Source organism: Vibrio sp. VB16, from assembly GCF_015594925.2.
Classification (GTDB): Bacteria; Pseudomonadota; Gammaproteobacteria; order Enterobacterales; family Vibrionaceae; genus Vibrio.
Map to the genome: position 1 here is coordinate 1,744,410 of NZ_CP087590.1, position 26,076 is coordinate 1,770,485.

At 41.2% G+C, this 26,076-nt stretch carries 23 protein-coding genes; 11 read left to right on the forward strand and 12 right to left on the reverse strand.

Going from position 1 to position 26,076, the window contains the following annotated elements; genetic code table 11:
• Positions 1-107: 107 nt before the first annotated feature.
• A complete protein-coding gene (locus tag IUZ65_RS07995) occupies positions 108-1,301 on the reverse strand; it encodes a class I SAM-dependent methyltransferase (protein ID WP_195703232.1) in 1,194 nt (397 codons plus the stop codon).
• Between the two features lie 138 nt (positions 1,302-1,439).
• On the opposite strand from IUZ65_RS07995, the gene yccX reads away from it, so the two are divergent.
• Positions 1,440-1,715, forward strand: coding sequence for an acylphosphatase (gene yccX / locus IUZ65_RS08000; protein ID WP_195703233.1), 276 nt, complete (start codon positions 1,440-1,442; stop codon positions 1,713-1,715).
• 22 nt (positions 1,716-1,737) lie between these two features.
• Here the strand turns inward: yccX and IUZ65_RS08005 are convergent, their stop codons facing one another.
• From IUZ65_RS08005 to IUZ65_RS08030, 6 genes are all read right to left on the reverse strand, one after another.
• On the reverse strand, positions 1,738-2,067 hold the full coding sequence (locus tag IUZ65_RS08005; RefSeq protein WP_195703234.1) for a TusE/DsrC/DsvC family sulfur relay protein: 330 nt from the start codon (positions 2,065-2,067) through the stop codon (positions 1,738-1,740).
• Between the two features lie 98 nt (positions 2,068-2,165).
• Positions 2,166-2,837 carry a Bax inhibitor-1/YccA family protein gene (locus IUZ65_RS08010; protein WP_195703235.1) on the reverse strand — a complete coding sequence of 224 codons (672 nt, stop codon included), beginning with the start codon at positions 2,835-2,837 and terminating at the stop codon, positions 2,166-2,168.
• Between the two features lie 214 nt (positions 2,838-3,051).
• A complete protein-coding gene (locus tag IUZ65_RS08015; RefSeq protein WP_195703236.1) occupies positions 3,052-3,801 on the reverse strand; it encodes an amino acid ABC transporter ATP-binding protein in 750 nt (249 codons plus the stop codon).
• Positions 3,802-3,822: 21 nt separating this feature from the next.
• Positions 3,823-4,920 carry an amino acid ABC transporter permease gene (locus IUZ65_RS08020; protein ID WP_195703237.1) on the reverse strand — a complete coding sequence of 366 codons (1,098 nt, stop codon included), beginning with the start codon at positions 4,918-4,920 and terminating at the stop codon, positions 3,823-3,825.
• Position 4,921: 1 nt separating this feature from the next.
• The gene (locus IUZ65_RS08025) at positions 4,922-6,127 is read right to left on the reverse strand and encodes an amino acid ABC transporter permease (RefSeq protein ID WP_195703238.1); all 1,206 of its coding nucleotides are present in this window, start codon (positions 6,125-6,127) and stop codon (positions 4,922-4,924) included.
• Positions 6,128-6,206: 79 nt separating this feature from the next.
• Positions 6,207-7,235 carry an amino acid ABC transporter substrate-binding protein gene (locus IUZ65_RS08030; RefSeq protein ID WP_195703239.1) on the reverse strand — a complete coding sequence of 343 codons (1,029 nt, stop codon included), beginning with the start codon at positions 7,233-7,235 and terminating at the stop codon, positions 6,207-6,209.
• Between the two features lie 444 nt (positions 7,236-7,679).
• On the opposite strand from IUZ65_RS08030, the gene IUZ65_RS08035 reads away from it, so the two are divergent.
• Complete coding sequence (locus tag IUZ65_RS08035) at positions 7,680-8,624, forward strand: precorrin-2 dehydrogenase/sirohydrochlorin ferrochelatase family protein (protein ID WP_195703240.1); 945 nt, start codon at positions 7,680-7,682, stop codon at positions 8,622-8,624.
• A gap of 111 nt (positions 8,625-8,735) precedes the next feature.
• Here the strand turns inward: IUZ65_RS08035 and IUZ65_RS08040 are convergent, their stop codons facing one another.
• Together IUZ65_RS08040 and IUZ65_RS08045 are read right to left on the reverse strand one after the other, a co-directional pair.
• The gene (locus IUZ65_RS08040; protein ID WP_195703241.1) at positions 8,736-9,218 is read right to left on the reverse strand and encodes a YajQ family cyclic di-GMP-binding protein; all 483 of its coding nucleotides are present in this window, start codon (positions 9,216-9,218) and stop codon (positions 8,736-8,738) included.
• A 3-nt stretch (positions 9,219-9,221) separates the two neighbouring features.
• Positions 9,222-10,283, reverse strand: a complete 1,062-nt coding sequence (locus tag IUZ65_RS08045; RefSeq protein WP_195703242.1) for a 3-deoxy-7-phosphoheptulonate synthase — start codon at positions 10,281-10,283, stop codon at positions 9,222-9,224.
• A gap of 208 nt (positions 10,284-10,491) precedes the next feature.
• Here IUZ65_RS08045 and IUZ65_RS08050 point away from each other — a divergent pair, with 208 nt between their 5' ends.
• The 3 genes from IUZ65_RS08050 (at position 10,492) to IUZ65_RS08060 (ending at position 12,900) form a co-directional block, all read left to right on the forward strand.
• Positions 10,492-11,373 carry a putative PEP-binding protein gene (locus tag IUZ65_RS08050; RefSeq protein ID WP_195703243.1) on the forward strand — a complete coding sequence of 294 codons (882 nt, stop codon included), beginning with the start codon at positions 10,492-10,494 and terminating at the stop codon, positions 11,371-11,373.
• A 94-nt stretch (positions 11,374-11,467) separates the two neighbouring features.
• A complete protein-coding gene (locus IUZ65_RS08055) occupies positions 11,468-11,944 on the forward strand; it encodes a PaaI family thioesterase (protein WP_195703244.1) in 477 nt (158 codons plus the stop codon).
• Positions 11,945-12,060: 116 nt separating this feature from the next.
• Entirely contained in the window at positions 12,061-12,900 is an 840-nt protein-coding gene (locus IUZ65_RS08060; protein WP_195703245.1) for a CvfB family protein, read from the forward strand.
• 94 nt (positions 12,901-12,994) lie between these two features.
• On the opposite strand, the gene rsmF is transcribed toward IUZ65_RS08060, so the two are convergent.
• From rsmF to IUZ65_RS08075, 3 genes are all read right to left on the reverse strand, one after another.
• Complete coding sequence (rsmF, locus tag IUZ65_RS08065) at positions 12,995-14,422, reverse strand: 16S rRNA (cytosine(1407)-C(5))-methyltransferase RsmF (RefSeq protein ID WP_195703246.1); 1,428 nt, start codon at positions 14,420-14,422, stop codon at positions 12,995-12,997.
• A gap of 272 nt (positions 14,423-14,694) precedes the next feature.
• Positions 14,695-17,352: an MlaD family protein gene (locus IUZ65_RS08070; protein ID WP_195703247.1), complete on the reverse strand. Its 2,658-nt coding sequence runs from the start codon at positions 17,350-17,352 to the stop codon at positions 14,695-14,697.
• A gap of 7 nt (positions 17,353-17,359) precedes the next feature.
• On the reverse strand, positions 17,360-18,664 hold the full coding sequence (locus tag IUZ65_RS08075; protein WP_195703248.1) for a paraquat-inducible protein A: 1,305 nt from the start codon (positions 18,662-18,664) through the stop codon (positions 17,360-17,362).
• 248 nt (positions 18,665-18,912) lie between these two features.
• Between IUZ65_RS08075 and IUZ65_RS08080 the strand changes: the two genes are divergently transcribed.
• The 6 genes from IUZ65_RS08080 to IUZ65_RS08105 all read left to right on the forward strand — a co-directional run bounded on the left by IUZ65_RS08080 (position 18,913) and on the right by IUZ65_RS08105 (position 26,076).
• On the forward strand, positions 18,913-19,386 hold the full coding sequence (locus tag IUZ65_RS08080; RefSeq protein ID WP_195703249.1) for a GAF domain-containing protein: 474 nt from the start codon (positions 18,913-18,915) through the stop codon (positions 19,384-19,386).
• A gap of 100 nt (positions 19,387-19,486) precedes the next feature.
• A complete protein-coding gene (proQ, locus tag IUZ65_RS08085; protein ID WP_195703250.1) occupies positions 19,487-20,125 on the forward strand; it encodes an RNA chaperone ProQ in 639 nt (212 codons plus the stop codon).
• Between the two features lie 17 nt (positions 20,126-20,142).
• Entirely contained in the window at positions 20,143-22,149 is a 2,007-nt protein-coding gene (gene prc / locus IUZ65_RS08090; protein WP_195703251.1) for a carboxy terminal-processing peptidase, read from the forward strand.
• 132 nt (positions 22,150-22,281) lie between these two features.
• Positions 22,282-22,965: a hypothetical protein gene (locus IUZ65_RS08095; RefSeq protein ID WP_195703252.1), complete on the forward strand. Its 684-nt coding sequence runs from the start codon at positions 22,282-22,284 to the stop codon at positions 22,963-22,965.
• Between the two features lie 211 nt (positions 22,966-23,176).
• Positions 23,177-25,795 carry an aminopeptidase N gene (gene pepN, locus IUZ65_RS08100; RefSeq protein WP_195703253.1) on the forward strand — a complete coding sequence of 873 codons (2,619 nt, stop codon included), beginning with the start codon at positions 23,177-23,179 and terminating at the stop codon, positions 25,793-25,795.
• Between the two features lie 62 nt (positions 25,796-25,857).
• Complete coding sequence (locus IUZ65_RS08105; protein ID WP_195703254.1) at positions 25,858-26,076, forward strand: DUF2835 domain-containing protein; 219 nt, start codon at positions 25,858-25,860, stop codon at positions 26,074-26,076.

A 26,076-nucleotide genomic window follows, 5' to 3' on the forward strand; every position in this document is an offset into this window, starting at 1 on the left:
CTTTTGTATAGGTAATTCAAATCAGGACGTCTTGACGGTCTGAAGAATCGAATTTGTTTTGATTATACAACTAATGTAAATGGTATGATTTTTGGTTATTGTCTAACCTACAACACCTTACAAGCAAATCCTTTCAAGTAAAAACCTTCCGGATAGGCACTATCAATAACGTGATCGGCGGCTTGTTCAAAGCGTTCAATAAACTTAACGCTACGACCAGAGTCTACGGCCGCATCTGCGATGACTTTCTGGAAAAGATCGGCGCTCATTAATCCTGAACAAGAATAAGTGAGTAAGGTTCCGCCAGGGTTTAAGATCTGCATCGCTAGCATGTTGATGTCTTTGTAACCTTTCGCACCCGAGGTTATATTTTGACGGCTGCTTATGAACTTAGGTGGATCCATAATAACGACATCAAATTTGGTGCCTTGATCCCGGTATTCTCTAAGGAGCTTGAATACATCCGCGTTAAGAAAGACAGCCCGTTTTTTTGATATATCGAATTGGTTCAATTCTGCGTTTAACTTGGCGTTATCAAGTGCGGGTTGAGAGACGTCAGCATTAATAACACGCTTAGCGCCTGCTTTTAATGCATAAAGACCAAAGCCACCCGTGTAAGAGAAGCAATTTAGTACGTCTTTGTCATTCATATATTTCATTGAACGCTGACGACTGTCACGCTGGTCTAAGTAAAAACCCGTTTTATGGCCGTTGACGATATCAACGTTTATCTTTATACCGTTTTCTTCGATGACAACCGACTCAGGAGGCGTCTCACCATGAAGTACGCCCATTGTTTCACTCAGGCCTTCCTTTTTACGTACCGCAACGTCAGAGCGCTCATAAACGCTGCAGTTTGGAAAACACTCAACTAGGGCTGCAACAAGAAGTTTCTTATTGTATTCTGCGCCCGCACTCAAAAGCTGACAGACAAGAAAATCTTGATATCTGTCTATTGTGATGCCGGGTAAACCATCGGATTCAGCCGCAATAAGACGGTAACCTGTCAGGCCATCTCGCTCGATGGTTTCTTCTCTCAATAGCTGCGCTTGTCGAATTCGTTTAACGAAAAATGCCGTATCTATCTCTTCCTTTTGAAAGCTCCAGACGCGCGCGCGGATCTGCGATATTGGAGAATAGGCCGCTTTTGCCAACCATTCGCCATTGTGTGCCAACACGTTTACAGTCTCACCAAGCTCAGGCTCTCCTTCGACTTTATGCACACCACGGGAAAAAATCCAAGGATGTTTACGTCTTAAAGATTTGTCTCGACCTTTTTCAAGATAGATTGCAGCTGTCATGGTGTTACCTGAATAGTAATAAGGAGCGGTATTGTGGTGAATTGTAATTAGAAAATCAACAAAGAAACATAGGAATATAATTACAGGTTATTATTAGGACGCTAGAATAGGGTATTCGTTATCCAAGGAGAGTGTACGATGGCTAAGGTTTGTATGAAATTTATTGTATCCGGTGTTGTACAAGGTGTGGGTTTTCGGTACCACACTTGTCATGAAGGCAACAAAAGAGGATTAACTGGCTATGCTAAAAATTTGGATAACGGCGATGTGGAAGTCATTGCTTGTGGAGATGAAAGTTCGATAGAATCGTTGCACGACTGGCTGAAAAAAGGGCCGAGAATGTCGATTGTTAATCAGCTTTTGTCACAACAACTCGAGTTTAAGTCGTACAAAGGTTTTAACATACTCTATTGATACCCGTTAAAGTAGTCTAGATCTACAGACATTTGGCTGGTTTTGGTAGGCCAGCTAATTTTGTCGCTTGTTTTGCTGGGCCTTTGCGAAACAGTGTAAATAGGTATTTACTGCTCCCTTTTTCTGGTCCATGTTCTTTAGCCATTGCTTTTACCAGCATTCTAATGGCGGGGGAGGTATTAAACTCTTCATAAAAAGCACGGACAAAAAAGATTATCTCTAGGTGCGCATCGGTTATTTCTATCCCTTCTTCTTCTGCAAGTAGAGTAACCATGCCCTTTTCCCATTCGTCGAAGTTGAGTAAATAGCCTTCCGCATCTGTCTGTATCTGTTTTCCGCTGTATTCAAACATGGTTCTTTCCGATGGTCATTTTTAACTAAAGATACCGCTTTTTGCGCAAACAAAAAAGCCCAGATAATTATCTGGGCTTTTATTTTTCGTCTTATTGGTTAGTCATCATTCAAGAAACCAAGAATGTGTAGCAAGCTAACAAATAGGTTAAGAATATTTAGGTACATCGAAATTGTTGCGTTGATGTAGTTTGTTTCTTCGCCACGAACGATTCGGCCTGTGTCATAAAGAATAAAGCCAGAGAAAACCATGGCAGAGACACTACTAATAACAATATGCATCATTGATGATTGAACGAAGAATATATTAAGTAATGACGCGACGATGACAATAATCAGCCCTGCCATTAAGAAACTTCTCATGAATGAAAAATCTTTCTTCGATGTGATAGCGTAAGCAGAGAGTCCCATCGTTACCAAACCAGTCATACCTAATGCTTGAGCTATAACACCCGCACCGTTTGGCATCGCAGCATAATAATTGAGCATTGGACCTAATGCCGCTCCCATTAAGGTAGTGAAAACAAACGTCCACACAACGCCCGCTGATGAGTTAATAGCTTTAGGCATAACAAAAAACAGAATACCAATTGCGGCAAGTTGCATACCAATCGCCATCATTGGCGATATTTGAATCGCCATAGTAACAACTGCTGCAATAGCACTTGTGAATAGCGTCATTGAAAGTAAGAAATAAGTATTACGCAATACTTTGTTCGTTTGAATTGCGCTCGGTTGCGTTGAAGAACGCGACACCAGTGGACTGTTCATAATCTTCCTCAAAAGGTAACTGACTAATTATTTAGTCTATATTTTGGGGTGAAAGTTTCAAAATTCAACCCTTGTTATAAGACAGTATATAAAAAAACGCAATAAATTATAAAGATACTACCAACCGCAGATGTAACAAATTATTACCGCATTAGAACTCTATATACAAGAGGCGGCTATCAGCCGCCTTTTGGGTCATTGTCGCTTACTTTCTCTAGTGACTCAAGATCTGACTTAAGAAGTTTCGAGTGCGGTCGGATTCTGGATTCTCAAAGAAATCAATAGGATTGTTTTCCTCGATGATCTCACCAACGTCCATAAAGATAACTCTGTCTGCTACTTCTTTAGCAAACCCCATTTCGTGCGTGACACAGAGCATGGTCATGCCTTCATCTGCAAGCTCCACCATAACATCAAGTACTTCGCGTACCATCTCTGGGTCGAGTGCGGATGTTGGTTCATCAAACAGCATAATTTGAGGGTTCATACACAATGAACGTGCAATCGCTACACGCTGCTGTTGTCCACCAGAAAGCTGGCCCGGATACTTCTCTGCTTGATCCGGAATCTTAACGCGTTCGAGATACTTCATCGCGATCTCTTCCGCTTCAGCCTTGGACATCTTTTTCACCCAAATAGGTGCAAGGGTACAGTTTTCTAAAACCGTAAGATGTGGGAAAAGGTTAAAGTGTTGAAAACACATCCCAACTTCTTTACGCACGGCTTCGATGTTTTTTAGATCTTCTGTGAGTTCATTGCCGGCGACAATAATCTTGCCTTGTTGGTGTTCTTCCAAACGGTTGATACAACGAATCATCGTTGACTTACCCGATCCAGACGGACCACAGATGACAATTTTCTCGCCTTTCTTAACCTTCAGGTTAATATTTTTAAGTACGTGAAAATCCCCATACCACTTGTTCATCTTCTTTAATTGGATTACATAATCTTCTTGCTGCGTCATAATACGTCCTTGAATCTTTAGCTATCGTTTGTGACCGGTATTGAGCTTGTTCTCTAGATAGATCGAATATCTCGACATACCAAAGCAGAATACCCAGAACACTAACGCGACAAATACATAACTTTCTTTTGCAAAGCCCAACCATTCAGGGTCGTTGTTGGCCGACTGACCAATGCCCAGAACGTCAAACATACCGATAATAAGTACCAGACTGGTGTCTTTAAACAGACCGATAAAGGTGTTCACAATTGAAGGAATAGTGATTTTCAGAGCTTGGGGAAGAATGATTAATCCCACTTTTCTCCAATAACCTAAACCTAATGCGTCGGCAGCTTCATATTGACCCTTTGGTATCGCTTGTAAGCCACCGCGAATAACTTCTGCCATATAAGCCGCACTAAACAGAACCACACCGATAAGCGCTCGAATAAGTTTATCTGTTTCTGAACCTTCGGCAAGGAACAAGGGCAGCATAACTGAAGCCATGAATAGAACAGTGATTAACGGAACGCCGCGCCACATTTCTATATATACCGTACACATACTGCGTATTATTGGCATATCAGAGCGACGCCCAAGCGCTAATGCAACACCGATAGGTAACGAAACAACGATACCAACGAGTGCAATAATCAACGTAACCAGTAAGCCACCCCATTTATGGGTATCAACAACCTCAAGTCCAAAGACACCACCATAAAGAAGGGCGGCAACAAAAAACGGATAGATGTTTACAAATACTAACCAGATCCACGTTCGTTTAGGGGTTCTCTCATAGACTAATAAAGTGATAAAAATAGCCAATGTTGCATAGAAAATTTGTGGTCGCCAGAGTTCTTCGAGAGGATAAAATCCAAACATGAACTGGTTCCAACGCACACTAATAAATACCCAACAAGCACCTTCACGGGAGCATGCATCACGGGTTGTACCAACCCAATCTGCATTAATAAACGCCCATTGAGCAATCGCCCAAATAAGGCTAAAAGCAACATAGCCAAGAACAAAGGTCAATACTGAGTTTACAGGGCCATTAAATAGGTTCTTTCTTGCCCAACCAACGATACCAACAGTATTAGCAGGCGGCGGTAGACTTTCTTGAAATTGATGTATTTTCATTTTATCTCTCCACCAGCGCAACTTTGCGGTTATAAATATTCATCAATGCTGACGTTAGCAAACTTAGCGTTAGATAAACCCCCATGGTCATGGCAATGATTTCTATTGCCTGTCCTGTTTGGTTTAGCGTTGTACCCGCAAACACAGAGACTAAGTCTGGATAACCAATGGCCATCGCTAAAGAGGAGTTTTTAGTTAGGTTTAAGTATTGGCTTGTTAAAGGTGGAATGATAATTCTTAATGCTTGCGGAATTACCACAAGCTTTAGCGTACGGTTGCGTGGTAGACCAAGCGACATTGCCGCTTCTGTTTGACCATGGCTTACCGCATTAATACCAGAACGCACTATCTCTGCGATAAACGAAGCAGTATAGATACTCAGAGCGAAAAGGAGCGCACCAAGTTCAGGAATAATGCTGATACCACCCTTAAAGTTAAACCCTTTAAGTACTGGGTAATCACCAGAAATTGGAGAACCGGCTAAGAAATAGACAATCATTGGCAGCACAAGGCATAACGTAACACCAATGCGTACTATTGGTGTTTGTTGTCCTGTGAGCGCTTGTCTGTTTTTACCCCATATATTAATGATTATTGTAAAGACAATACCAAAAATAAATGATGCGATAACAAAGTTACTGCCACTTTCAAACACTGGAGCAGGGAAAGAGATACCACGTACATTGAGAAATATGGCTTCACCCAGGCTCAGGCTTTGTCTTGGTGACGGTAGTGCTTGGAGTACGGCGAAATACCAGAAAAATATCTGTAACAACAGAGGGATATTTCGAAATGTTTCAATGTAAACTGCAGCCAATTTACTGACTAACCAATTCGATGATAACCGAGCTATACCAACGGTAAAGCCGAGCACGGTTGCAAACGCAATACCAAGAACGGAGACTAATGCGGTATTTAACAACCCTACAATGAATGTACGCCCGTAAGAGAACGTTTCATCGTATTCAACGAGCGTTAGGCCAATTCCAAAGCCGGCTTCTTGACTTAAGAAACCGAAACCTGTGGCGATGCCACGAGCGTCTAAGTTGGTGAGTGTATTATTTACAATGGTATAAAAGAAATATACGAGAGCAGCGACCGCTATAATCTGAAAAACGATAGAACGAAAGGTGGGATTATACAGCAGGTTTGAGCTTTTGGCTGCCGGGGCGTCCGAGTCCTGCGCTATTGTATTGGTAGGTTTCATACAGCTATAACCTCTAAATCCAAATAACAAAAGGGCGGCCGGAACCGCCCTCATTCAATTACTAACTCAAATAAGTGAATTAACGGATTGGTGGAGCATACATAAAGCCGCCCGCGTTCCAAAGTGCATTTACACCACGCGAAATTTGCAGTGGTGAACCTTGACCAACAGTACGTTCGAAGCTTTCACCGTAGTTACCAACTTGTTTAACGACTTGATAACCCCAATCATCAGGAATACCAAGGCCTTTGCCTTTAGGACCATCTACGCCAAGGATACGCTTAACGTTTGGATCGGATGATTTAAGCATATCGTCAGCGTTTACTGATGTTATGCCGTACTCTTCGGCGTTAATCATCGCATTCAATGTCCACTTAGCGATGTTCAACCATTGGTCATCGCCTTGGCGAACAACAGGACCTAGAGGTTCTTTAGAGATGATTTCTGGTAATACTTGAGCACTGCTTGCATCTTTAAGATTTAAGCGAAGGGCATAAAGACCAGATTGGTCAGTTGTCAGTACATCACAACGACCAGAGTCAAAACCAGCGGATGTTTGAGCCGCTGTATCGAATACTACAGGCTTATAAGACATGCCTTTATTACGGAAGTAGTCAGCAAGGTTAAGTTCTGTTGTTGTACCAGACTGGACACAAACGGATGCGCCGTCTAATTCTTCAGCACTCGTTAGACCAAGTTCTTTCTTAACCATGAAACCTTGACCATCGTAATAGTTTACGCCAGCAAAGTTTAAGCCTAGAGCGGTATCACGATGCAGTGTCCACGTTGTATTACGACTTAGGACATCGATTTCACCTGATTGAAGTGCAGTGAATCGTTCTTTTGCAGTTAAAGGTACATATTTAACCTTTGTTTTGTCACCTAGAACGGCTGCTGCAATAGCTTGACAATACTCAACATCAATACCTTCCCATTCGCCCTTTGAGTTAGGGTTAGAGAATCCTGGTAATCCTGTTGAAACGCCGCAACTAACAAAACCCTGAGCTTTCACTTTTTCTAGAGTACTTTCTGCTGCTGAAGCTGAATTTGCTATCAAAGCAGTAGAAGCTGCTACCACTGAAGCAATAATCGTAAGTTTATTCGCCATTTGTATCCTTCCTGTATAATCCATGTTGAACTAGGTGACACCTGTTGCCGTGTCTTTATATGTTGCCTGTTGTATATTGTCTTGTTGCAAAATGCGTTTAGAACAATGTTTACATTTGTGCGTAAAGTTTTAATTCTATTAATTAATGTTGTAAAAAGTGTAGTCTATAAAAATTTAATTAACTTCACGTTATTTAGAATGACGAAATGTTGCGTGTTTGTAAATAGTGCAACAGTGCACAAGTTTGGTGATTTAGAGTGATTTGTAGCAAAAAAGACGTGCTACTGAGTTAATATACTATGATATGCATTAATTTAAGCATAATAATCTGGTATGACGTGTAATTTTGACAGTAAATAGTTGTAATTGTGTATAATTTGTTAACTGAAAGCACTGGATTGGAGCGGCATACCACTTTAGTGCTATGTATTAAATAGGAATAACATGCAGTACTTTCCACTATTTTTAGATTTGAATAACAAGCCAGTATTGGTTGTGGGCGGGGGCGAAGTGGCTAGCCGAAAAATAGAGTCCCTGTTGCGAGCGAACGCAAAGGTCACCATTGTCTCACCTGTTTTGACTGATTATTTGCAAAACTGTGTTGAAGAAGGTCGATTAACTTGGATTTGTTCTCAATATCGAGAAAGTTTCATTACTAATTACATACAAGTGTGGGCTACAACAAGTGATGCTGAACTGAATCATCAAATACATAAAGATGCAAAAAAACGTAATATTTTAGTCAACGTAGTCGACGATAAACCCTACTGTGATTTCATTACACCGTCCATGATTAACCGTGGCAAAGTTCAGATAGCAATATCCAGTGGAGGGGGCTCTCCGGTATTGGTGCGAAACATACGAGAGAAAATTGAACGGGTACTTTCTCACAATACAGGTTTATTAGCGGAGTTTGCCGCAACGAAAAGAAGAGATATCAAAAATGTCTATAAATCAGTCGATGAACGTCGTCGATTTTGGGAGCGGTTTTTCGCTGACTCAAAAATTGAACTTATTGATAATATAGAAGAACTTGAGTCTCTATACCAATCTCATCTATTCAATGAAGTTGGCGTTACATTGTCACGTTGTTGGATCGAATTTGGTCGAGATGTTGAGCTTATCTCTATCAAAACATTACGAATAATGCAGGAGAGTGAGAGGGTGTTCTACCCAGAAGGGTGTCCATTCTCATTCATTGATTTATGCCGTAGAGACGCAGAAAGAACCTGTTATCAAAGCCATGCACATTTGGTTCAATTGTTAAAAGAAAACAGTCGAGTGCAAACAAGCCGTACGTGCATATTTATGCCTAAAGGAATTTCTAAGTCGAATACGCTACTTAAAGAGCTGATTGCGTCAGACAAGGTTTTGAGGATCGTTGAGTAGCAAAGCGGTTACCCCATTCAATCAAATTTTGCAGAAATACGCTGCAAACAACAAAGCCCCTAGCATCAATCAAATAATAGGGGCTTTGCGGTTAACCAAATTTTTTAATATTTAGTCTCTAAAATTATCGAACTGGAAAGGTTGTCCCAAATCCGATTCTCTCACTAACGCCATCGCGTTTTGTAAATCATCACGTTTTTTGCCGGTGACACGAATTTTTTCACCTTGAATAGAGGCTTGAACTTTAATCTTTGCATCTTTGATCGCTTTAACGACTTTCTTCGCAACTAATACCTCAACGCCTTGCTTAAATTGCACGTCTTGAGACCAGTTTTTACCTGAATGAACGGCTGTATTGGTTTCCATAGATTCGGCATCAACACCACGCTTGGCTAGATTTCCGCGTAGAATATCCATCATCTGTCTTAGTTGGAAATCATCTTGTGCCGCCAGTTTTACCACGTCATCTTTTAAGGTGTAGCTTGCTTCTACATTTCGAAAGTCAAAACGCGTCGTTAATTCACGGTTGGAATTGTCCACTGCATTATGTAGTTCTACTGAATCTACTTCTGAAATAATATCGAACGAAGGCATCAATTATTCTCCTAAATTTCTATCTTTAATCGCTAAAGAAAGCATATCTAACATCTTTTCGGTGTCTTCCCAACCCAAGCATGGGTCGGTAATAGATTTGCCATAAGTTAAGTTATCAAGGTCGGTCATCGATTGATTACCTTCCTCTATAAAGCTTTCTGCCATAATACCGGCAATAAAGGTACTTCCAGAACGGATCTGTTGACATACATCCTCGGCAACGTCTAACTGTTTTCGATGCATTTTTTGACAGTTTGCATGGCTAAAGTCGACAACTAACCTCTGTGGTAGTTCAACGTTGCCAAGTTTGCTGCAAGCTTCTTCTATCGAAGTCGAGTCGAAATTAGGGCCATTGTCGCCCCCCCTTAGAATGACATGTCCGAATGGGTTTCCGCTGGTGCGATATACTGTCATTCGACCGTTTTTATCTGGAGAGTAAAAATAGTGTCTGGCTCTAGCCGCTCTAATAGCGTCGATCGCTATTTTGGTATTACCATTTGTTCCGTTTTTAAACCCAACGGGGCAAGAGAGTGCAGATGCCATTTCTCTATGTATTTGAGACTCTGTGGTGCGAGCGCCGATCGCTCCCCACGTAATCAGGTCGGCGATATATTGCCCTGTAATCATATCCAAAAATTCGGTAGCGGTTGCTAGGCCAAGCTTGTTTATGTCTAGAAGTAGTTTGCGCGCCTTTTCTAAACCAGCTTCGAGCGCATAAGAGCCATCGAGGTTAGGATCCGTGATCAATCCCTTCCAGCCAACTATGGTGCGTGGCTTTTCAAAATAGGTACGCATAACAATAAATAGTTGGTCTTTGTATTGGTCTTGAACACGGCTCAGTCGCTCAGCATAGTCGATAGCGGCGTCAGTATCGTGAACTGAGCAAGGCCCTACGATCACTAAAAGGCGATTATCTTCGCCTGTCAGAATATTTTCAATTTGTCTGCGAGAGAGAGCAATTCTTTCTGCTACATCATCGGTAAGAGGGTGCGATTTAACAAGTTCAGCAGGTGTTGGCATTGGCCCAAGGGCCTGTGTTCTTAGTTCGTCTGTTTTAAGTGGCATCTTCGAGGCAGTTTTGTAATTGCGAAGCGGTAAAGATAACGGAAATATTGATAGGAATAAACTGCCAATATAAGTCGATAAGTAAAAAGAGGGTGAAAAGGTCATAAATATTCAGTTTAATTAGAATTATCATCACTTTTCGCTTGAGTTAAGCGTTGTTGGATTGTATTTTCGTTAGCATAGTAATTGAATATCTAACGGAGTAGTAATGAGTAACGCAGCTCAAGGTGTCATTCTTTCAGAAATTGAAGTCGTTAACGCGCTTCCTTCTTATATTGAGCAGACTGAGTCTGATCAGTTATACGTGTCATTAGCCGATCTGATTATGGAGACGGTTTTCTATCACCCATCTATAGATCAGGCATCGCTGTCTGAAACAGACACGACAACCTTACAAGCGATACTTAATGGTCAGACGGTTGCGGAGCATTTTGTGTCAACACTATATTCTGCCATTAGAGATTCTATTACACCGAGCCATAAAATTATCCGCGTTTGCTTAAGTAACAGCGACAGCTATGCTTTTAGCGCGCTGTTGGGTGGTCAATGTGAAACCAACGAAATAAATCCTGCAATGGGGCTACGCGGTGTAGGTCGTTACGCATCGGAATTATATGGTTCTTCGTTCGCGTTAGAATGCCAAATAGTGAAACAACTTCGTGCTGATGGGCTTAACATCGAGATTGTTGTGCCATTTGTTAGAACCTTAAGCGATGCAGCTACGATTATCGATAAACTTGCGGAGCAAGGATTACCTAGAGGCTTAAACGGTCTCAAACTACTTTATTCTTGTGATGTACCATCGTCTATCCTTCTTGCTGAAAAAATACTGCAATATTTTGATGGTGTGGTTATAAATGTCGAAAATCTCGCTCAATTTACACTTGGCATTGATAATAAAAATGATGCGTTAGAGCATAGCTTTGATATTCAAAGTGAGGCGGTATCTATTCTGATTGTTCAGATGGTTAAGCTTGTAAATAAAGCCAAGAAACCTTATTTGGTTTTATGTCCTGCGTTGGCATCAACCCCTATCTTACAAGAAACACTACTAGAACTTAAGAACATGAAGGTGGTTGTTACAAGTTAATACCCAATGTAGTTATCATTTTGTTAACATTAATTTGACATTTATAGAGGCGCCCGCTTAACTGGTCCAATCAGTTAATTAATATGGCGCCTTTATGTTATCTCCTTTAGCGAAAGCAAATCTTTACCTTAATCTCTTCGCCTTTACCAAAGTTCCTTTAATTTGGATATGCAGACCTAAAATACTCGAAATGGATGAAGAGAAAGTCATTGTTAAAATCCCATTAAGACGTAAAACAAAAAATCATTTAAATAGCATGTATTTCGGCGTGTTAGCCGTTGGTGCTGATGTTGCGGGTGGCTTTCTAGCAATGAGTAAGGCTCAAGAGAGTGGAAAAAAAATCTCGTTGGCTTTTAAAGAGGTAGAAGGTCAGTTTCTAAAGCGACCAGAAGCGGATGTTATTTTCGCATGTGAAGATGGAAGGTTAATCGATGACATGTTAGACGAGGCAATTAGTACTGGCGAGAGGATCAATAAAGCGGTGAAAATTGTCGCTACGTGCCCATCAATTAGTGGTAATGACCCGATGGCAACCTTTAGTCTGACCTTATCTATAAAAGTGGTGGGGTAGAGTAGAGGCCGGGGTTTATTTTAATTACAGATAGGCAAAATCGATATTAGATTTTAATAACAACAGAAAGTTAGATAGCGTATAATCCCGAGCTCATTAAGAATGGGAACAGATTCATGATTAAAGTTGGTCAAATAAACGAGCTAGAAGTAGTAAAAATTGAAAGTTTCGGTCTATTTCTAGATGCAGATGATTACGGCAGTGTGATGTTGCCAAAACGTCAAGCACCTGAGGGACTCGAGGTTGGCCAGCGTGTAGAAGTATTTTTATTCTTCGATTCAGAGAGCCAGTTAACTGCAACAACAGAAACCCCAATTGCACAAGTGGGCGAGTTTGGTTTGATGTCTGTTGTGGGGGTTAACAATACAGGGGCATTTGTTGATTGGGGCATTGAGAAGAAAGATCTTCTGGTTCCTTTTAGCGAACAGCGTGCTCGATTTAACGAAGGACAAAATATCCTCGTTTACGTGTACCGAGATAAAGCATCGGGTCGAATTGTTGGTACAACAAAGTTCAACAAGATACTAGATCAAACACCCTCTAGTTACACGCTTAACCAGCAGGTAGATATAATCATCGCAGAGCGCAGCGAGCTCGGTTACAAAGCTATTATCAACGGTACTCACTGGGGAATGATTTTTCCTTCTGAAGTGTTCGGAAAGGTCTTTATCGGCAAGCGCCTTAAAGGCTTTATTAAGAATGTCAGAGAAGATGGTAAAATTGATCTGTCATTCCAGAAAATTGGTGTCGCTAAAATGGATGACCTGAGTGAAAAAATCATCGATTTATTGAAAAAGAAAGAAGGGTATTTACCTTTAAATGACAAGTCGACACCGGACGCCATTTTTTCTGTTTTCCGCACAAGCAAAGGAACCTTCAAAAAGAGCATTGGTGGTTTATACAAAAAAGGCATTATTACTATCGAACAAGAAGGCATTCGTCTTGTAGGCGAGTAGCATCAAATTAGATCGTGTATTTTTGCAATCGGTTAATCATAAAAAAGCCCAGATTTAGTAAAATTTGGGCTTTTTGCTTTTGTTACTTTGTCTATTAGAACAGGTTACCATCGCGAACCAATTCTCTAGGTAAGCCATTTTTGATTCTAGTACCGACCCATTTCCCAAGACCAATGACATCGTTATTGAATGTTATTATTACTCCACCGGTTCCCGTTAATCCTTCCGGTCGCACGTCTCTACCCATGTACCATTCTCGAGCGTCTTCGATAGAAAGAGCAACCGTGGCAGCTTCTTTGCCCGTGGCTAAAGCGATGACTGCTTCATGTTGCCAACGGAACCCCTTCTTATGAGACTCAGCCAACTTTATCCCCATACGGTCGAAGCGAATCTTGCCGATCATTGATTCTAGCGCAATTGGGAATAACCAGACCTCTTTGTCGCGAGTCCATACTTGACCGTTGTCAGGAAGGTGAATATCAAGCGCTTCAAATAGCGATTGTGTGACGGTGTCACTTGTGATTCTATCTGCTTTAGCAAAGGGAAACTTACCCAATCGTTTTTTGACACTAGGGGCTTCTACTGAGCCAAGCTTGCGCATTTTGGCAACAAAAAAACCTTCACTATCAAATATTTGAGGAAATATGTGAAGGAAGCCATCTTCGGTTACTGCTTGTTCAGCATTAGGGAAAAGATTGCTTAATGATTCAAAGGCCACTTTGTCAGGAAAGGTATTGAATAGATGATGACAGACTTGTTGGTTCTCTTCTAAATTGAGAGTACACGTAGAGTAGACCAAAACGCCACCCGGTTTTAAGGCGTGAAAAGCACTTTCAATGAGGTCTTTTTGAGTCACCGCGATTTCGTTTACCGATTCTTTACTCCAGTTATTCATCGCATCAGCATCTTTACGAATAGTCCCTTCACCAGAGCAGGGAGCATCGAGCAGTATTGCATCAAACTTTTCAGGTAGCCACCCGCCAAATACGCGGCCATCGAAGTTGGTTAAGGCAACGTTTCTTACGCCGCACCGCTGGATGTTTGAGTAAAGTCCTTTTATACGACTCGCAGAGAACTCATTGGCAACCAAGGCGCCTTTATTGTCCATCGCTGCCGCTATTTGCGTGGTTTTAGAACCTGGCGCTGCAGCAACATCTAATACTGTCACAAGCGCGCTGTTTTGGTCATTCAATAATGCCGTTACTGGCATCATCGAACTTGCCTCTTGAATATAAAATAGTCCAGACATATGCTCAGCAGTATTACCCAAAGGCATCTTGTCTGACTCATCTCTTTCAATCCAGAAACCGGTATCGCACCAAGGTACAGGAATAAGTATCCAGCCTTTATCCTTTGCACGTTGTAAAAATGCCTCGACGGATATCTTTAAAGTATTGACTCTAATGCTTCTGCGTAAAGGACGTTTACACGCTGCAACAAAATCGTCCATATTTAGATGGGACGGCATGATTGATTCGATTTGAGTTAGAAACGCTTGCGGCAGTTTGATGTTAGCGTGCACAGATAATACTCGGTGATTTTAATATGGGGGGCAATTCTAACGAATGTTTTACACATATGAAAACAAAAAGGGTCCTTTGTACTCAATGTTATTTTTTCGCGGCTACCAAAACTCGTCATTGGCGACTCTACGACGTCAATTTTAGTAAGACGCCGTTAAGGTCGGTAGAGAGAACTATCCATATTGATTAGCACCGTTTTCGCTTGATTATCCCGACGGATAAAATCGACAAAACGGTGCTATTAACTTTACCTGTCCTAGCTAGACAATGGTTACTGGCGTGGTTTAGGTATTGCGGTGCGCCACTCTCTCCATTCAGGTTGTAACGCAGGGTGGAGGATAAAAGTGTGGTCAGGTTTCGCTATGGGTAAGATATTTTGCTTATCTGGTGTCGCGAATGCGATGCCTCCCCGCAATAGGTTATCAAACGTACCTGCTTTTATTTGAGCGCCAGACAAGCCGATAGAAATATCCACACCTGATACATTCCAAAATACACTATTTTCCCTGATGAGATAGGCGTATTTAGGTTGAATTTTAATCGTTGATACAACTCTATCAGCAAATGTGCCTAGATCAATATCTGTCACTTTACCCACTTCTATATCACGGTAGAGGACAGGTGTACCAATGCTCACTGAGTTTCGGTGCTCGCTCTGCAGTGTGAAGTTGATTCCTAATGTATTTACCGGTGTCTCGTTTAAGTCGAAAAGGGTGCTTTTTTTACCTTTGCCTGGCGCTACATCGATATAGGCACTGAGTAGACTGTCTAAATTTTGGACGCCGTTTAATCCAATTTCTGGAGATACAAGCCAAAAATAACTTCCTTTTAAGGCAATTTTCTCTGCATACTCAGGATAGATTCGAGCTTGTATTTCGGTCTGCTTTTTGTCGAAATCTGGGATCAATAATTCTACTTGTCCTACTTGTACACCTTGAAACTTAATAGCAGATCCTTTGCTAACGGTTACCTTGCTAGAGCTTAAAAGTGAGATAGTTTTACCATATCGCCTAGCGTGTTTAAAGTCGTCATATAGACGCCAGTATTTACCCAGTTTATTTTCTACTCCTGCTAAGTTATCAAAGGCAATACCACCTTGTAACAGTGTTTTTAGTGGGGCGGCCTTAATTTTTACCCCGGTCAAACTTGCGTCAATATCAACACCAGATCGATTCCAAAAAACCGTACTTTTTGTCAAAAGATGTTTATAACGATTCTCTATTTGAACCACAATCTTCACACCACCATCCGTTAACGAATAGTCGTCTATTTTACCCACCTGCAGGTTTCGGTAGAGCAGAGGGCTTCCTTTGGAGATAGAAGGGAGTTCGTTAGCAAACAGAGTGAGCTTCTGTGTTCCAGAACGGTTGTAGCTCGCAAGTTCTGCGAGTGATTTACTCGCAAAGAGTCGATAGTCACTGTTCGGTTTTTCTTCGCCTTCGCTGATGAAACTGATTGAACCAGTTAATAGTTGCTTTGCAGGTGGTACGGTGATGCTTAAACCAGATTCTGTCAGCTCAGCCGTCGCACTTCCGGAGACAAAGAACCGATTCTGAGAGCGTATCAAATCGCCATATTTGTTATCGATTAGCGCGCTGAATATGACCTGATCATCGACCAATTTGGTTTCAGTTATGGAGCCGACGGCGAAACCGCGGTAAAGAATTTCTATTCCAGCATCGAGACCATAAGAATTTTCTGATGTTAATGATATCGCGATCGAACGCTGTTTCTCTTTGAGTAAGTCATCTTTGCGGACCGCGGTAAAGTTGCGCGTTTGCACACCCGTTCCAGGAATCAGAGTGAGGAAGTTTCCTGTTACCAAGTTGGATAGATTTTCTACGCCGGTGAGAGAGAGTTTAGGTTCCTCTAACATAAAACGAGTCCCCCCGTTTAACGTATCACTGAAAGCGGGTTGAATGGCGGCGGAAGCCACGATACTGGCTCGTCCTTCGCTCAGCGATAAGTCGGTGATCTGTCCGATCTCTAAACCGCGATACATAATAGGTGCACCACCAATACTGATTTTATTTCCGTCTGGCAGGGTTATCTTAATGGGAATGCCGCGACCAGCCGTCTTTAAGTCTGGGTACAAATTAAACTGCGACTTCTCTTTTATCGGTTCTCCGCCATCTGGAGAATCGACCGCTATCGCACCCGTTAAAAGCGCGCTCAGGCTTTCAAACTGAACATCAATGCCATGGAACCCTATCTGAGCACCGGCACCACTAACATTCCAAAATCGACTTTTATCCGTAATAATGTGGGAAAACTCATTCTTTATGTACGCTCGAATTAAGACGTTTTTAGAATCGTCATCTAGTTTGTAGCTATACACTTCACCGATCGGTATTTTTCGATATACGATCTGTGAGCCAATAGAGATTGAACCTAGATCTTGAGAACGGAGAGTAATATTTAATCCTTGTTTCGCTTGTAGGTCTGCAGGACGGTCGGTCAACGCTGTATATTTTTTAGGGAACTCGTCATCGTCTCCATCGTTTTGTATGTTTTCCCCAGGTTGAATAGCGATATAGTTGCCGGACACGAGGGCATCCAATCCTGAAATACCTGAGATACTCGCGGTTGGCTTTACGAGCCAAAATCGAGTGTTTTTACCCAATAGCTTGGTCGCCTGAGGATAAATATCGGCATCTACGTAAATATTTTCTAGTTTTGATGACAGAGAGATGTCACGAACTATTCCCACCTCGAGACCTTGATATTGGATAGTCGTGCGGCCTGCAATTAACCCTTGGGCATCAGAGAAATATATTTGGATTCGTTGGCCTGCATCATTGATTGCATTTATTACCAGCCAACTCGCTAATGCTAAAGTGACTAAAGGCAAGATCCAAAGAGGTGAAACCCCGAAGTCTCTCTTAACGTTTGGTTTATAAGTTGTCGGTGTTGATTCGGAATTACTCATTGATTACTTAACCTTCCCTGTCAGTGACGTTAGGATTCAATTCGGGGTTGTGTTCTATCGGAAAATCTTCATCTAGTCGAGCTGACGAAGTAGGGACTTTGTCCCATATTAATCTTGGGTCGAAACTATCAGTAGCTAACATCGTCAATACGACGACGGCACCAAATGCGACAGCTCCGAACCCTGGCGTGAAATTAAGTATCTGCCCTCTATCAACTAATGTCATCATTATCGATATTACAAATAGGTCCATTACGGACCACTTTCCTATCCACTTAACAACGAAATATATAAACATTCTCTGTTTTTTTAGGATTTTTTGTTTGAACTGGATACTGAACAGTATGTAACCCAAACCAACGATCTTTGCCACCGGTACGACAATACTCGCAACAAAAATAACTAGCGCGATCCCATACTTGTCGGTCACGATAAGATAAGCAATACCAGAAAAGATAGTATCTTCAATTCTCTGACCATTATTAAAAAGAATGGATATAGGAAGGATATTCGCAGGAAATATAAATGCTGATGCGGCGATAAGAAGTGCCCATGTTTTTTGAATCGAGTTAGGCTTTCGGTGATGTAAGGTGGTGTGACAACGCTGGCAATGCTTAGAAAATGGTTGAGACAAATGACAATGACCGCAATGTATGGTTTTATTTTTGAAGTTGAAATCAGATTCTTTATACCAAGATTCCCAGTAATGCCGCACGTTCACCCTTGAGATCAACATCAATGAAAACAGTTGCAACAGAATAATGCCATATAATCCAATGCCTACGAAGATGTCTGAATAGTCTTGTAGCTTAAAACATGAAATGGCGACGCTCACTAGAAATACATCCAACATCATCCACTGCTTTAGAAATTGAATAACCAACAAAGCGTACTTTAAAGAGACGAACCATCGATATCTGAGTGCAATATGAGTCAATATAACACTTAGGCTTACTAATAAGGGCGCGATGGAGCTACAAAAAAGAATAAGCAACCCCAATCCAATAAACCCTTCTTGTATTAGGGTAAGTGTTCCAGAAGGAAGGGTGGCGGGTATCATCACACCTATCAAACGAATGCTTATAAACGGAAAAAAATGAGAGGGAATAAATAGTAAAAGACAAGTAACAGCAATAGCAAGGTTACCAATCAAGAGTTGTGTGCCACCTTTATAAAGCTTCATATTACATCGGGGACAATAGGCGCTTTTACCAACGGAGACGTTTTCTACTGCGACAGGCAACTCACAGCCTTTGCAGATGCGTATTTTTGTAGAACTTTGCTTGTTGCTAGTTAAACCTTCCGCATCCATCTTCTGTTCGTCTCTAATCCCTTGGTTAACTGTGTATTGCTTTGGTTATAAATGACATTTTAAATTACTAGCCATAACTAATTGTTATTTGTAAGCTTAGTCGTTGCTATGTATGGTAACAAAAATAATTTCTCGCTTAAACAAGCTGATAGGCTGCTAAGTATGAACATTACATAGTAATTTGCTAGATTACGAGTAATCATAGTCAAAATAACGAAACATTATATTGTAAAGTGGTAAACCTGAGTATGGAATTAAGTAATTATCAAACGTTAACAAAGCAAGCAATCGCGATAATAGAGTCGGAAAAGAACTTGATTGCTAATCTTTCTAACATCAGTGCATTGTTGAATATGGAGTTGCCAGAAATAAACTGGGTTGGATTCTATTTGATGGACGACACTGAATTGGTGCTCGGTCCATTTCAAGGTAAACCTGCCTGTGTCCGAATTCCAATAGGTCGAGGTGTGTGTGGAACGGCAATGGCAACGAATACCGTACAACGAATAGAAAATGTTCATGATTTTGAAGGTCATATCGCTTGTGACGCAGAAAGTGTGTCAGAGTTGGTTATTCCTTTTTCGATCTCTGGTAAGCTAGCGGGCGTTTTAGATATCGATAGTCCTATTCCGTCGCGTTTTAGCGAAATTGATCAACAAGGACTGACTGTTTTGATGGCTGAAGTGCAAAAGGTGCTTAATTCACAGGCGAACGAGACATAAAAAGTCAATTGCCTGTGGTTTTTCATTAGCATCTCTTTATAATAGCGCAAATATTTGTCAGATTTAGTTCGCGGGAAGGCCGCTCCAACCAGGAAACCTCATGGAAAACACTGAAAAGTTAAAAAACAGCAAAGAAGTAATCGCACATATTGCTGAATGTTTCCCTAAATGCTTTACTCTAGATGGTGAAGCTAAACCACTTAAGATCGGTATCTTTCAAGACCTCGCTGAGCGTCTGTCTGAAGATCTTAGAGTGAGTAAAACTCAATTACGTGCAGCATTAAGACAATATACTTCTTCATGGCGTTATCTTCATGGTATAAAACCAGGAGCGACTCGTGTGGATTTGGACGGTAATGCATGTGGTGAGTTGGAAGAAGAACATGTAGAGCACGCAAAACAAGCCTTGGCTGAGAGTAAAGCTCGAGTTCAAGCACGCCGGAAAGAGCAAGCAATTAAAGCTCGCGAAGAAGGCAAAGCGAAACAAAATGCGACAAAGCCAGCACAGCAACGTCGTGCTAAACCTGCCGCGCCGCAACAGAAACAAAATAACAAGCCTGCAGCCCCAGAAACACGTGCACTAACCTCTGATGATATGATCGTTGGAAAAGAAGTAAATGTGAATATGGGTAAAGGAAATATGGCTGCAACTATAGTTGAAATTAATAAGGATGATGTGCGTGTTCGCCTAACCAACGGTCTTCAAATGGTTGTTAAAGCGGAGCACTTACGCGCATAGAGGAGACTATCCTACGCATGAATTGCCATTTAAAACTGACTCTAGTCGCCGCATGCATTAGCATTGCGGCTTCTGCACAAGCTTTAGAATCCAAAATTTCTAAAGACCAATTACCCACACTTGCACCGGAAGTTCAACACCAAACGGCAAGTAAAAGAGTAACGTCTCGCTTTACTCGATCTCACTATAAGCATTTTAGTCTCGATGATGATTTCTCTAAGGCGATGTTTGAGCGTTATTTAGAGCTGCTTGATTTCAGTCGAAATATTTTTACCCAAGCGGATATAGATTCTTTTTCTGAATGGTCGACTCAGTTAGATGACCAACTCAAGATTGGCGACAATCAAATTGCCTTTGATGTTTACAACCTTGCAATGGAGAAGCGATTCGAGCGTTATGTGTTTGCTTTGTCTGTTTTAGACAAAGAAATCAAATTCGATGTTGAAGAATCGATTGAATTGGATCGTTCTGAAGCGAATTGGGCCCAAAATACCAAAGAGTTAGATGAACTGTGGCGTAAGCGTGTTAAGTACGATGCCTTAAGTCTAAAATTGACGGACAAAGAGTGGCCTGAAATAAAGGAAATGCTTGAAAAGCGTTATAACAACGCCATAAAGCGTATTACTCAGTCTAAAAGTGAAGATGCATTCCAAATATACATGAATGCTTTTGCTCGTCAGGTAGACCCACATACGAGTTATCTGTCACCACGTAATGCAGAACAGTTCCAGTCAGAGATGAGCTTATCTTTAGAAGGGATCGGTGCGGTTTTACAGATGACCGATGACTATACCGTGATTCGTTCGCTGGTGGCTGGCGGCCCTGCGTCTAAAAGTAAAGAATTGTCTGACGGAGACCGCATCATAGGTGTTGGACAAGAAAGCGCCGACATGGTGGACGTAATAGGTTGGCGATTAGACGACGTTGTTCAGTTGATCAAGGGACCGAAAGGGACCAAAGTAACACTGAACATATTGCCTGAAGGTAAAAACTCTAAAAGTTACGATGTCACAATAGTGCGAGATAAAGTTCGTCTAGAAGATAGAGCGGTTAAGTCTGAGGTTATTGAAAGAGACGGCAAAAAAATAGGCGTTCTTGAAGTTCCTAGTTTCTATGTTGGCTTATCAAAGGATACAGACAAGCTAATCAAAGAACTTCAACAGCAATCTATAGACGGCATCATTGTCGACTTGAGAAACAACGGTGGTGGGGCGCTAACTGAAGCGACCGCATTGTCGGGTCTGTTTATTAAGAAAGGGCCCGTTGTTCAGGTTCGAGATAGTTACGGTCGTGTGAATGTTAACGCCGATACCGACGACATCTCTAGCTATGATGGACCACTAACTGTTTTGACTAACCGTTATAGCGCCTCTGCGTCAGAGATATTTGCTGCCGCCATGCAAGACTATGGACGTGCAATTATTTTAGGAGAGCAAACCTTTGGTAAAGGGACGGTACAGCAACATCGTTCACTAAATCATATCTATGATTTGTTTGATAAAGAACTAGGCTATGTTCAATACACTATTCAAAAATTCTACCGTATTGATGGTGGTAGCACGCAGAATAAAGGTGTCGTACCTGACATATCTTATCCTAGTGCCGTTGACCCAGAAGAAACGGGTGAAAGTGTTGAAGATAATGCGCTGCCATGGGATAGCATCGATAAAGCAGTCTATGATGTATTGAAACAACGTGATACACAAATAGCTGCACTTAATTTGCAACATGAGCTTCGTATAAGTAGCGATAGAGAATTTGGTTTTATTGCGCAAGATATTGCTCAATACAAGCTAGAGAAAGACGACAATACTTTGTCACTAAGTGAGAAAACTAGGAAAGACAAAATAGAGGATAGAGAAGCAAAAAGATTAGGTCGTATCAATGAACGTCAAAATTCACTAGGTGAAGAAGAATTTACTTCTCTTGATGATGTTGATAAAGATTACGAAGGTCCAGATGCTTATTTAGACGAGTCTGTTGCCATTATGGTTGATATGATAAAGGCAAAGTCAGCTAGTTGATAATAATGAAAATATTCAGAAGGCGAGCGTTATGCTCGCCTTTTTTTTGTTTAAAATAATGTGATTTGCGTCAAATATTTCGCTTTATTCAGAAACTAACTCTACGCTTATAAAAAGTGAGGAGAGTCAGTGATGAAGATTATCATGTTAATTCTAGCCTGTTGCACACTCGTGTTTTCAGTCTCGGTTAGCGCGACTAGCGCAGAAATAGACAAGAATAAAATCGATTTAACTCAGTTTGATTACCCTTTTTTGCTCGGTGATTGGTTTCTGACTAATCCAGCGCCGGGAGAAGGTCATGCTGATTTCTTAGCAATACGGTTGCACATCGCATCAAACTATCAATTTGCTATCGAGATCCAAAACAAAGACCAAAGTATGAATTACTGGCAAGGGAACTACTCATTAAGTAATGACACCTTAATATTAGGGTTAGATACCGAAACCCCCCAAACATACAGTTACCTAGCCAACCACAACCACTTAATGCTCAATGGCATTCCATTTGTCAAAGGTTACTCGCCAGAACTCATTGGTCGTTGGAAAAGTGCTGAAATTAAAGGTGATGACATTCTCGCAAGCAATGTCAGCCATGTCAGCCTGACTCTGCAACCTGACTTCATGTTCTTATTTATGTCAGAATCTACAGATGGAAATCTCGCTGCTTATCAAGGTATCTATTATTATGAAGGTGAAAACTTAGTTCTGATGTATGAAAAAGGTGAACACAATTCTCGCTATAAAGTAGAGAATAATACGCTGACCCTTGAGGGAACAGGTTTCGATATGTATACCGTAATGAATAGAGTTGAGTAAATTTATCTGATTACGGTCTAAATAGCACCACATTTAGAGGGCACTTTGATAAAGGTGCTTTTTTGTGTTTGTTAAACCTTGTTTTTGTTCAAATTAACCCGACATATAAGGGTAAGGATAAACGAACTCGGTTGTTTCAATCTGAATTCGCTTTATGATCTACTCTATTCTCTGGAAAGACTCTTAGCAAAGTAAGAGTAAAGGAAGAACTATGTCTGAACAAACTCAAGCAACACCTGTCGCTAAGTATCGTATAGATTACCAGTCTCCATCGCATTCGATTACTCATATAGATTTGGAATTTGATCTCTATGATAGAGAAACCATCGTCGTCGCCGTTTCTAAAGTAAAACAGTTGCAAGAAAGTAATATTCTTAGCCTAGAGGGCGAACAGCTAAAACTTTTGAGCGTAATGATTGACGGAGAACAATGGACGAATTTTCAAGAATCTGATGGGATACTTATTATCAAAGGGTTGCCCAAAGAGTTTGAATTAGCGATAACCACCGAGTTGGATCCTGAGGGAAATAGTGCATTAGAAGGTCTGTATAAATCAGGCGGCGCATTTTGTACGCAGTGTGAAGCGGAAGGGTTCCGTCGTATTACTTATTATATGGACCGTCCCGACGTGCTGGCCGTCTTTACATCAAAGGTTATAGCAGACAAAACTCAATATCCGTTTTTGTTGAGCAATGGGAACAAAATTGGATCTGGTGACCTTGATAATGGGCGTCATTGGGTACAATGGTTAGACCCGCACCCTAAACCTGCGTACCTATTTGCTTTGGTTGCCGGTGATTTTGATCTATTAGCGGATAACTATACAACGATGTCTGGTCGCGATGTTGCCTTAGAGATTTATGTAGATAAGGGAAACCTAGACAGAGCAAGTCACGCGATGTTATCGCTAAAAAATTCGATGGCATGGGATGAGCAACGTTTTGGTCTCGAATACGACCTAGATATTTATATGATTGTTGCCGTCGATTTTTTCAATATGGGTGCGATGGAAAACAAAGGGTTGAATGTATTTAACTCTAAGTTTGTACTGGCGAACGAAAAAACGGCCACAGATACGGATTACTTAGGTATTGAAGCTGTCATCGGTCATGAGTATTTCCATAACTGGACAGGAAATAGGGTCACTTGTCGCGACTGGTTTCAACTAAGTTTGAAAGAAGGCTTAACCGTATTCCGAGACCAGGAGTTTTCATCTGATCTAGGTTCTCGAGCGGTAAACCGTATTAACAATGTTAGGATTATCCGCGGGCCTCAGTTTGCTGAAGATGCAAGCCCAATGTCACATCCTATCCGTCCAGAAAAAGTTATTGAGATGAACAACTTTTACACGCTTACCGTGTACGAAAAAGGCAGCGAAGTAATACGCATGATGCACACGTTGTTAGGTGAGGTGAGTTTCCAAAAAGGGATGAAGCTTTATTTTGAACGACATGATGGAACCGCAGCAACATGTGATGATTTTGTTTCTGCTATGCAAGATGCCTCCGGTGTTGACCTAACTCAGTTCAAACGTTGGTATAGCCAATCAGGTACGCCAACTATTCATGTGACTAGCTCCTATGACAGTGAGCAAAAAACCTACGCAGTTACTGTGGAGCAATCAACTGCCGCGACTCAAGAACAAAAAGAGAAATTGCCCTTACATATTCCTCTAAATATTGAGTTGTATGGCTCGAATGGCAAAGCCCTTCCGCTACAGTGTAACGGAAGGGACGTCAATAATATTTTAAATATTATCAATGAAAAACAAACATTTATATTTGATAACGTGGATGAATTGCCAATCATTTCTTTGTTACGCGAGTTCTCAGCGCCAGTGAAGTTGGTCTATGAATATACCGATTTAGAGCTGATGTTTTTGATGGTCCATGCGACTAATGAATTCGCTCGTTGGGATGCAGGACAGATGTTATTGGCTAAATACATTAAAGCAAACGTAGAAAATGTCCAAAATGGACGAGCCTTTGAATTATCAGAGCGTGTTCTAGACGCATTCAGAGGTGTGTTATTGGATCGCGAATTGGACCCCGCGTTTATTGCAGAGGTGTTGTCGTTACCGAGCCAAAACGAAGTAGCAGGTTGGTTCAAGCCAGTTGATGTCGATGCTGTTTTCTTAGTTTTAAAATCAATAAAGATGGCTATCGCTGACAACTTGCAAGATGAATTAACCGCTATTTATGGTTCATTAGTTCAATCCAAATATACTGTAGAGCATGATGCCATTGGTAAAAGAGCACTAAGAAATATGGCCTTAAGTTATCTCGCTTATCTGCCACAAGGTGATGAGCTGGCAAGGGCACAATATAGTAATGCCAACAATATGACAGACACAATGGCCGCCTTGTCTGCTGCAAATCAGGCAAAACTGCCGTGTCGTGAAAAGATGATGGATGATTTTAGTGCAAAATGGGTCAATGATGGCTTGGTAATGGATAAGTGGTTTGCATTACAGGGCACCAATCCTTCGGATGACGTTCTAGATGTGGTGAAGAAAACCATGCAACATCAAGCGTTCACTATGAAAAATCCGAACAGAATTCGCAGCCTTATCGGATCGTTCCTTACTGCGAATCCAGTTAATTTCCACGCGAAGGATGGTTCAGGCTATCAATTTGCTGGAGAAATATTAACTGAATTAAATGAAAGCAACCCACAGGTTGCATCTAGATTGATTGACCCGCTATTGAAATATCGTAATTACGATGAAGCAAGACAGTTATTAATGCGATCAGAATTAGAAAAGTTGTCAAAACTTGAAAATTTGGCAAAAGATCTGTTTGAAAAAGTGACTAAAGCGCTTGATTCGTAGTTTAAACTTATAAGAAGATAGTCGCATGACTATCTTCTTTTTTTACTTAAGTAAAACGTAATATGAACCAATATACATTTCGTCTAGATATTTCTTACAATGTGTTCCTACAACACTATGCCGGTTCAGCAAGCAGTGTATTGGTTTACACTGAACAAGGGTTAAAACTGCAAGTTCCTGCGATGCGATTAAGACCGTTCTTAACTCAAATCGGTGTAAAAGGCCGGTTTCGACTAACAATAGATAAACTGAACAAGTTTGTTAGCCTAGAATCGGTTTAG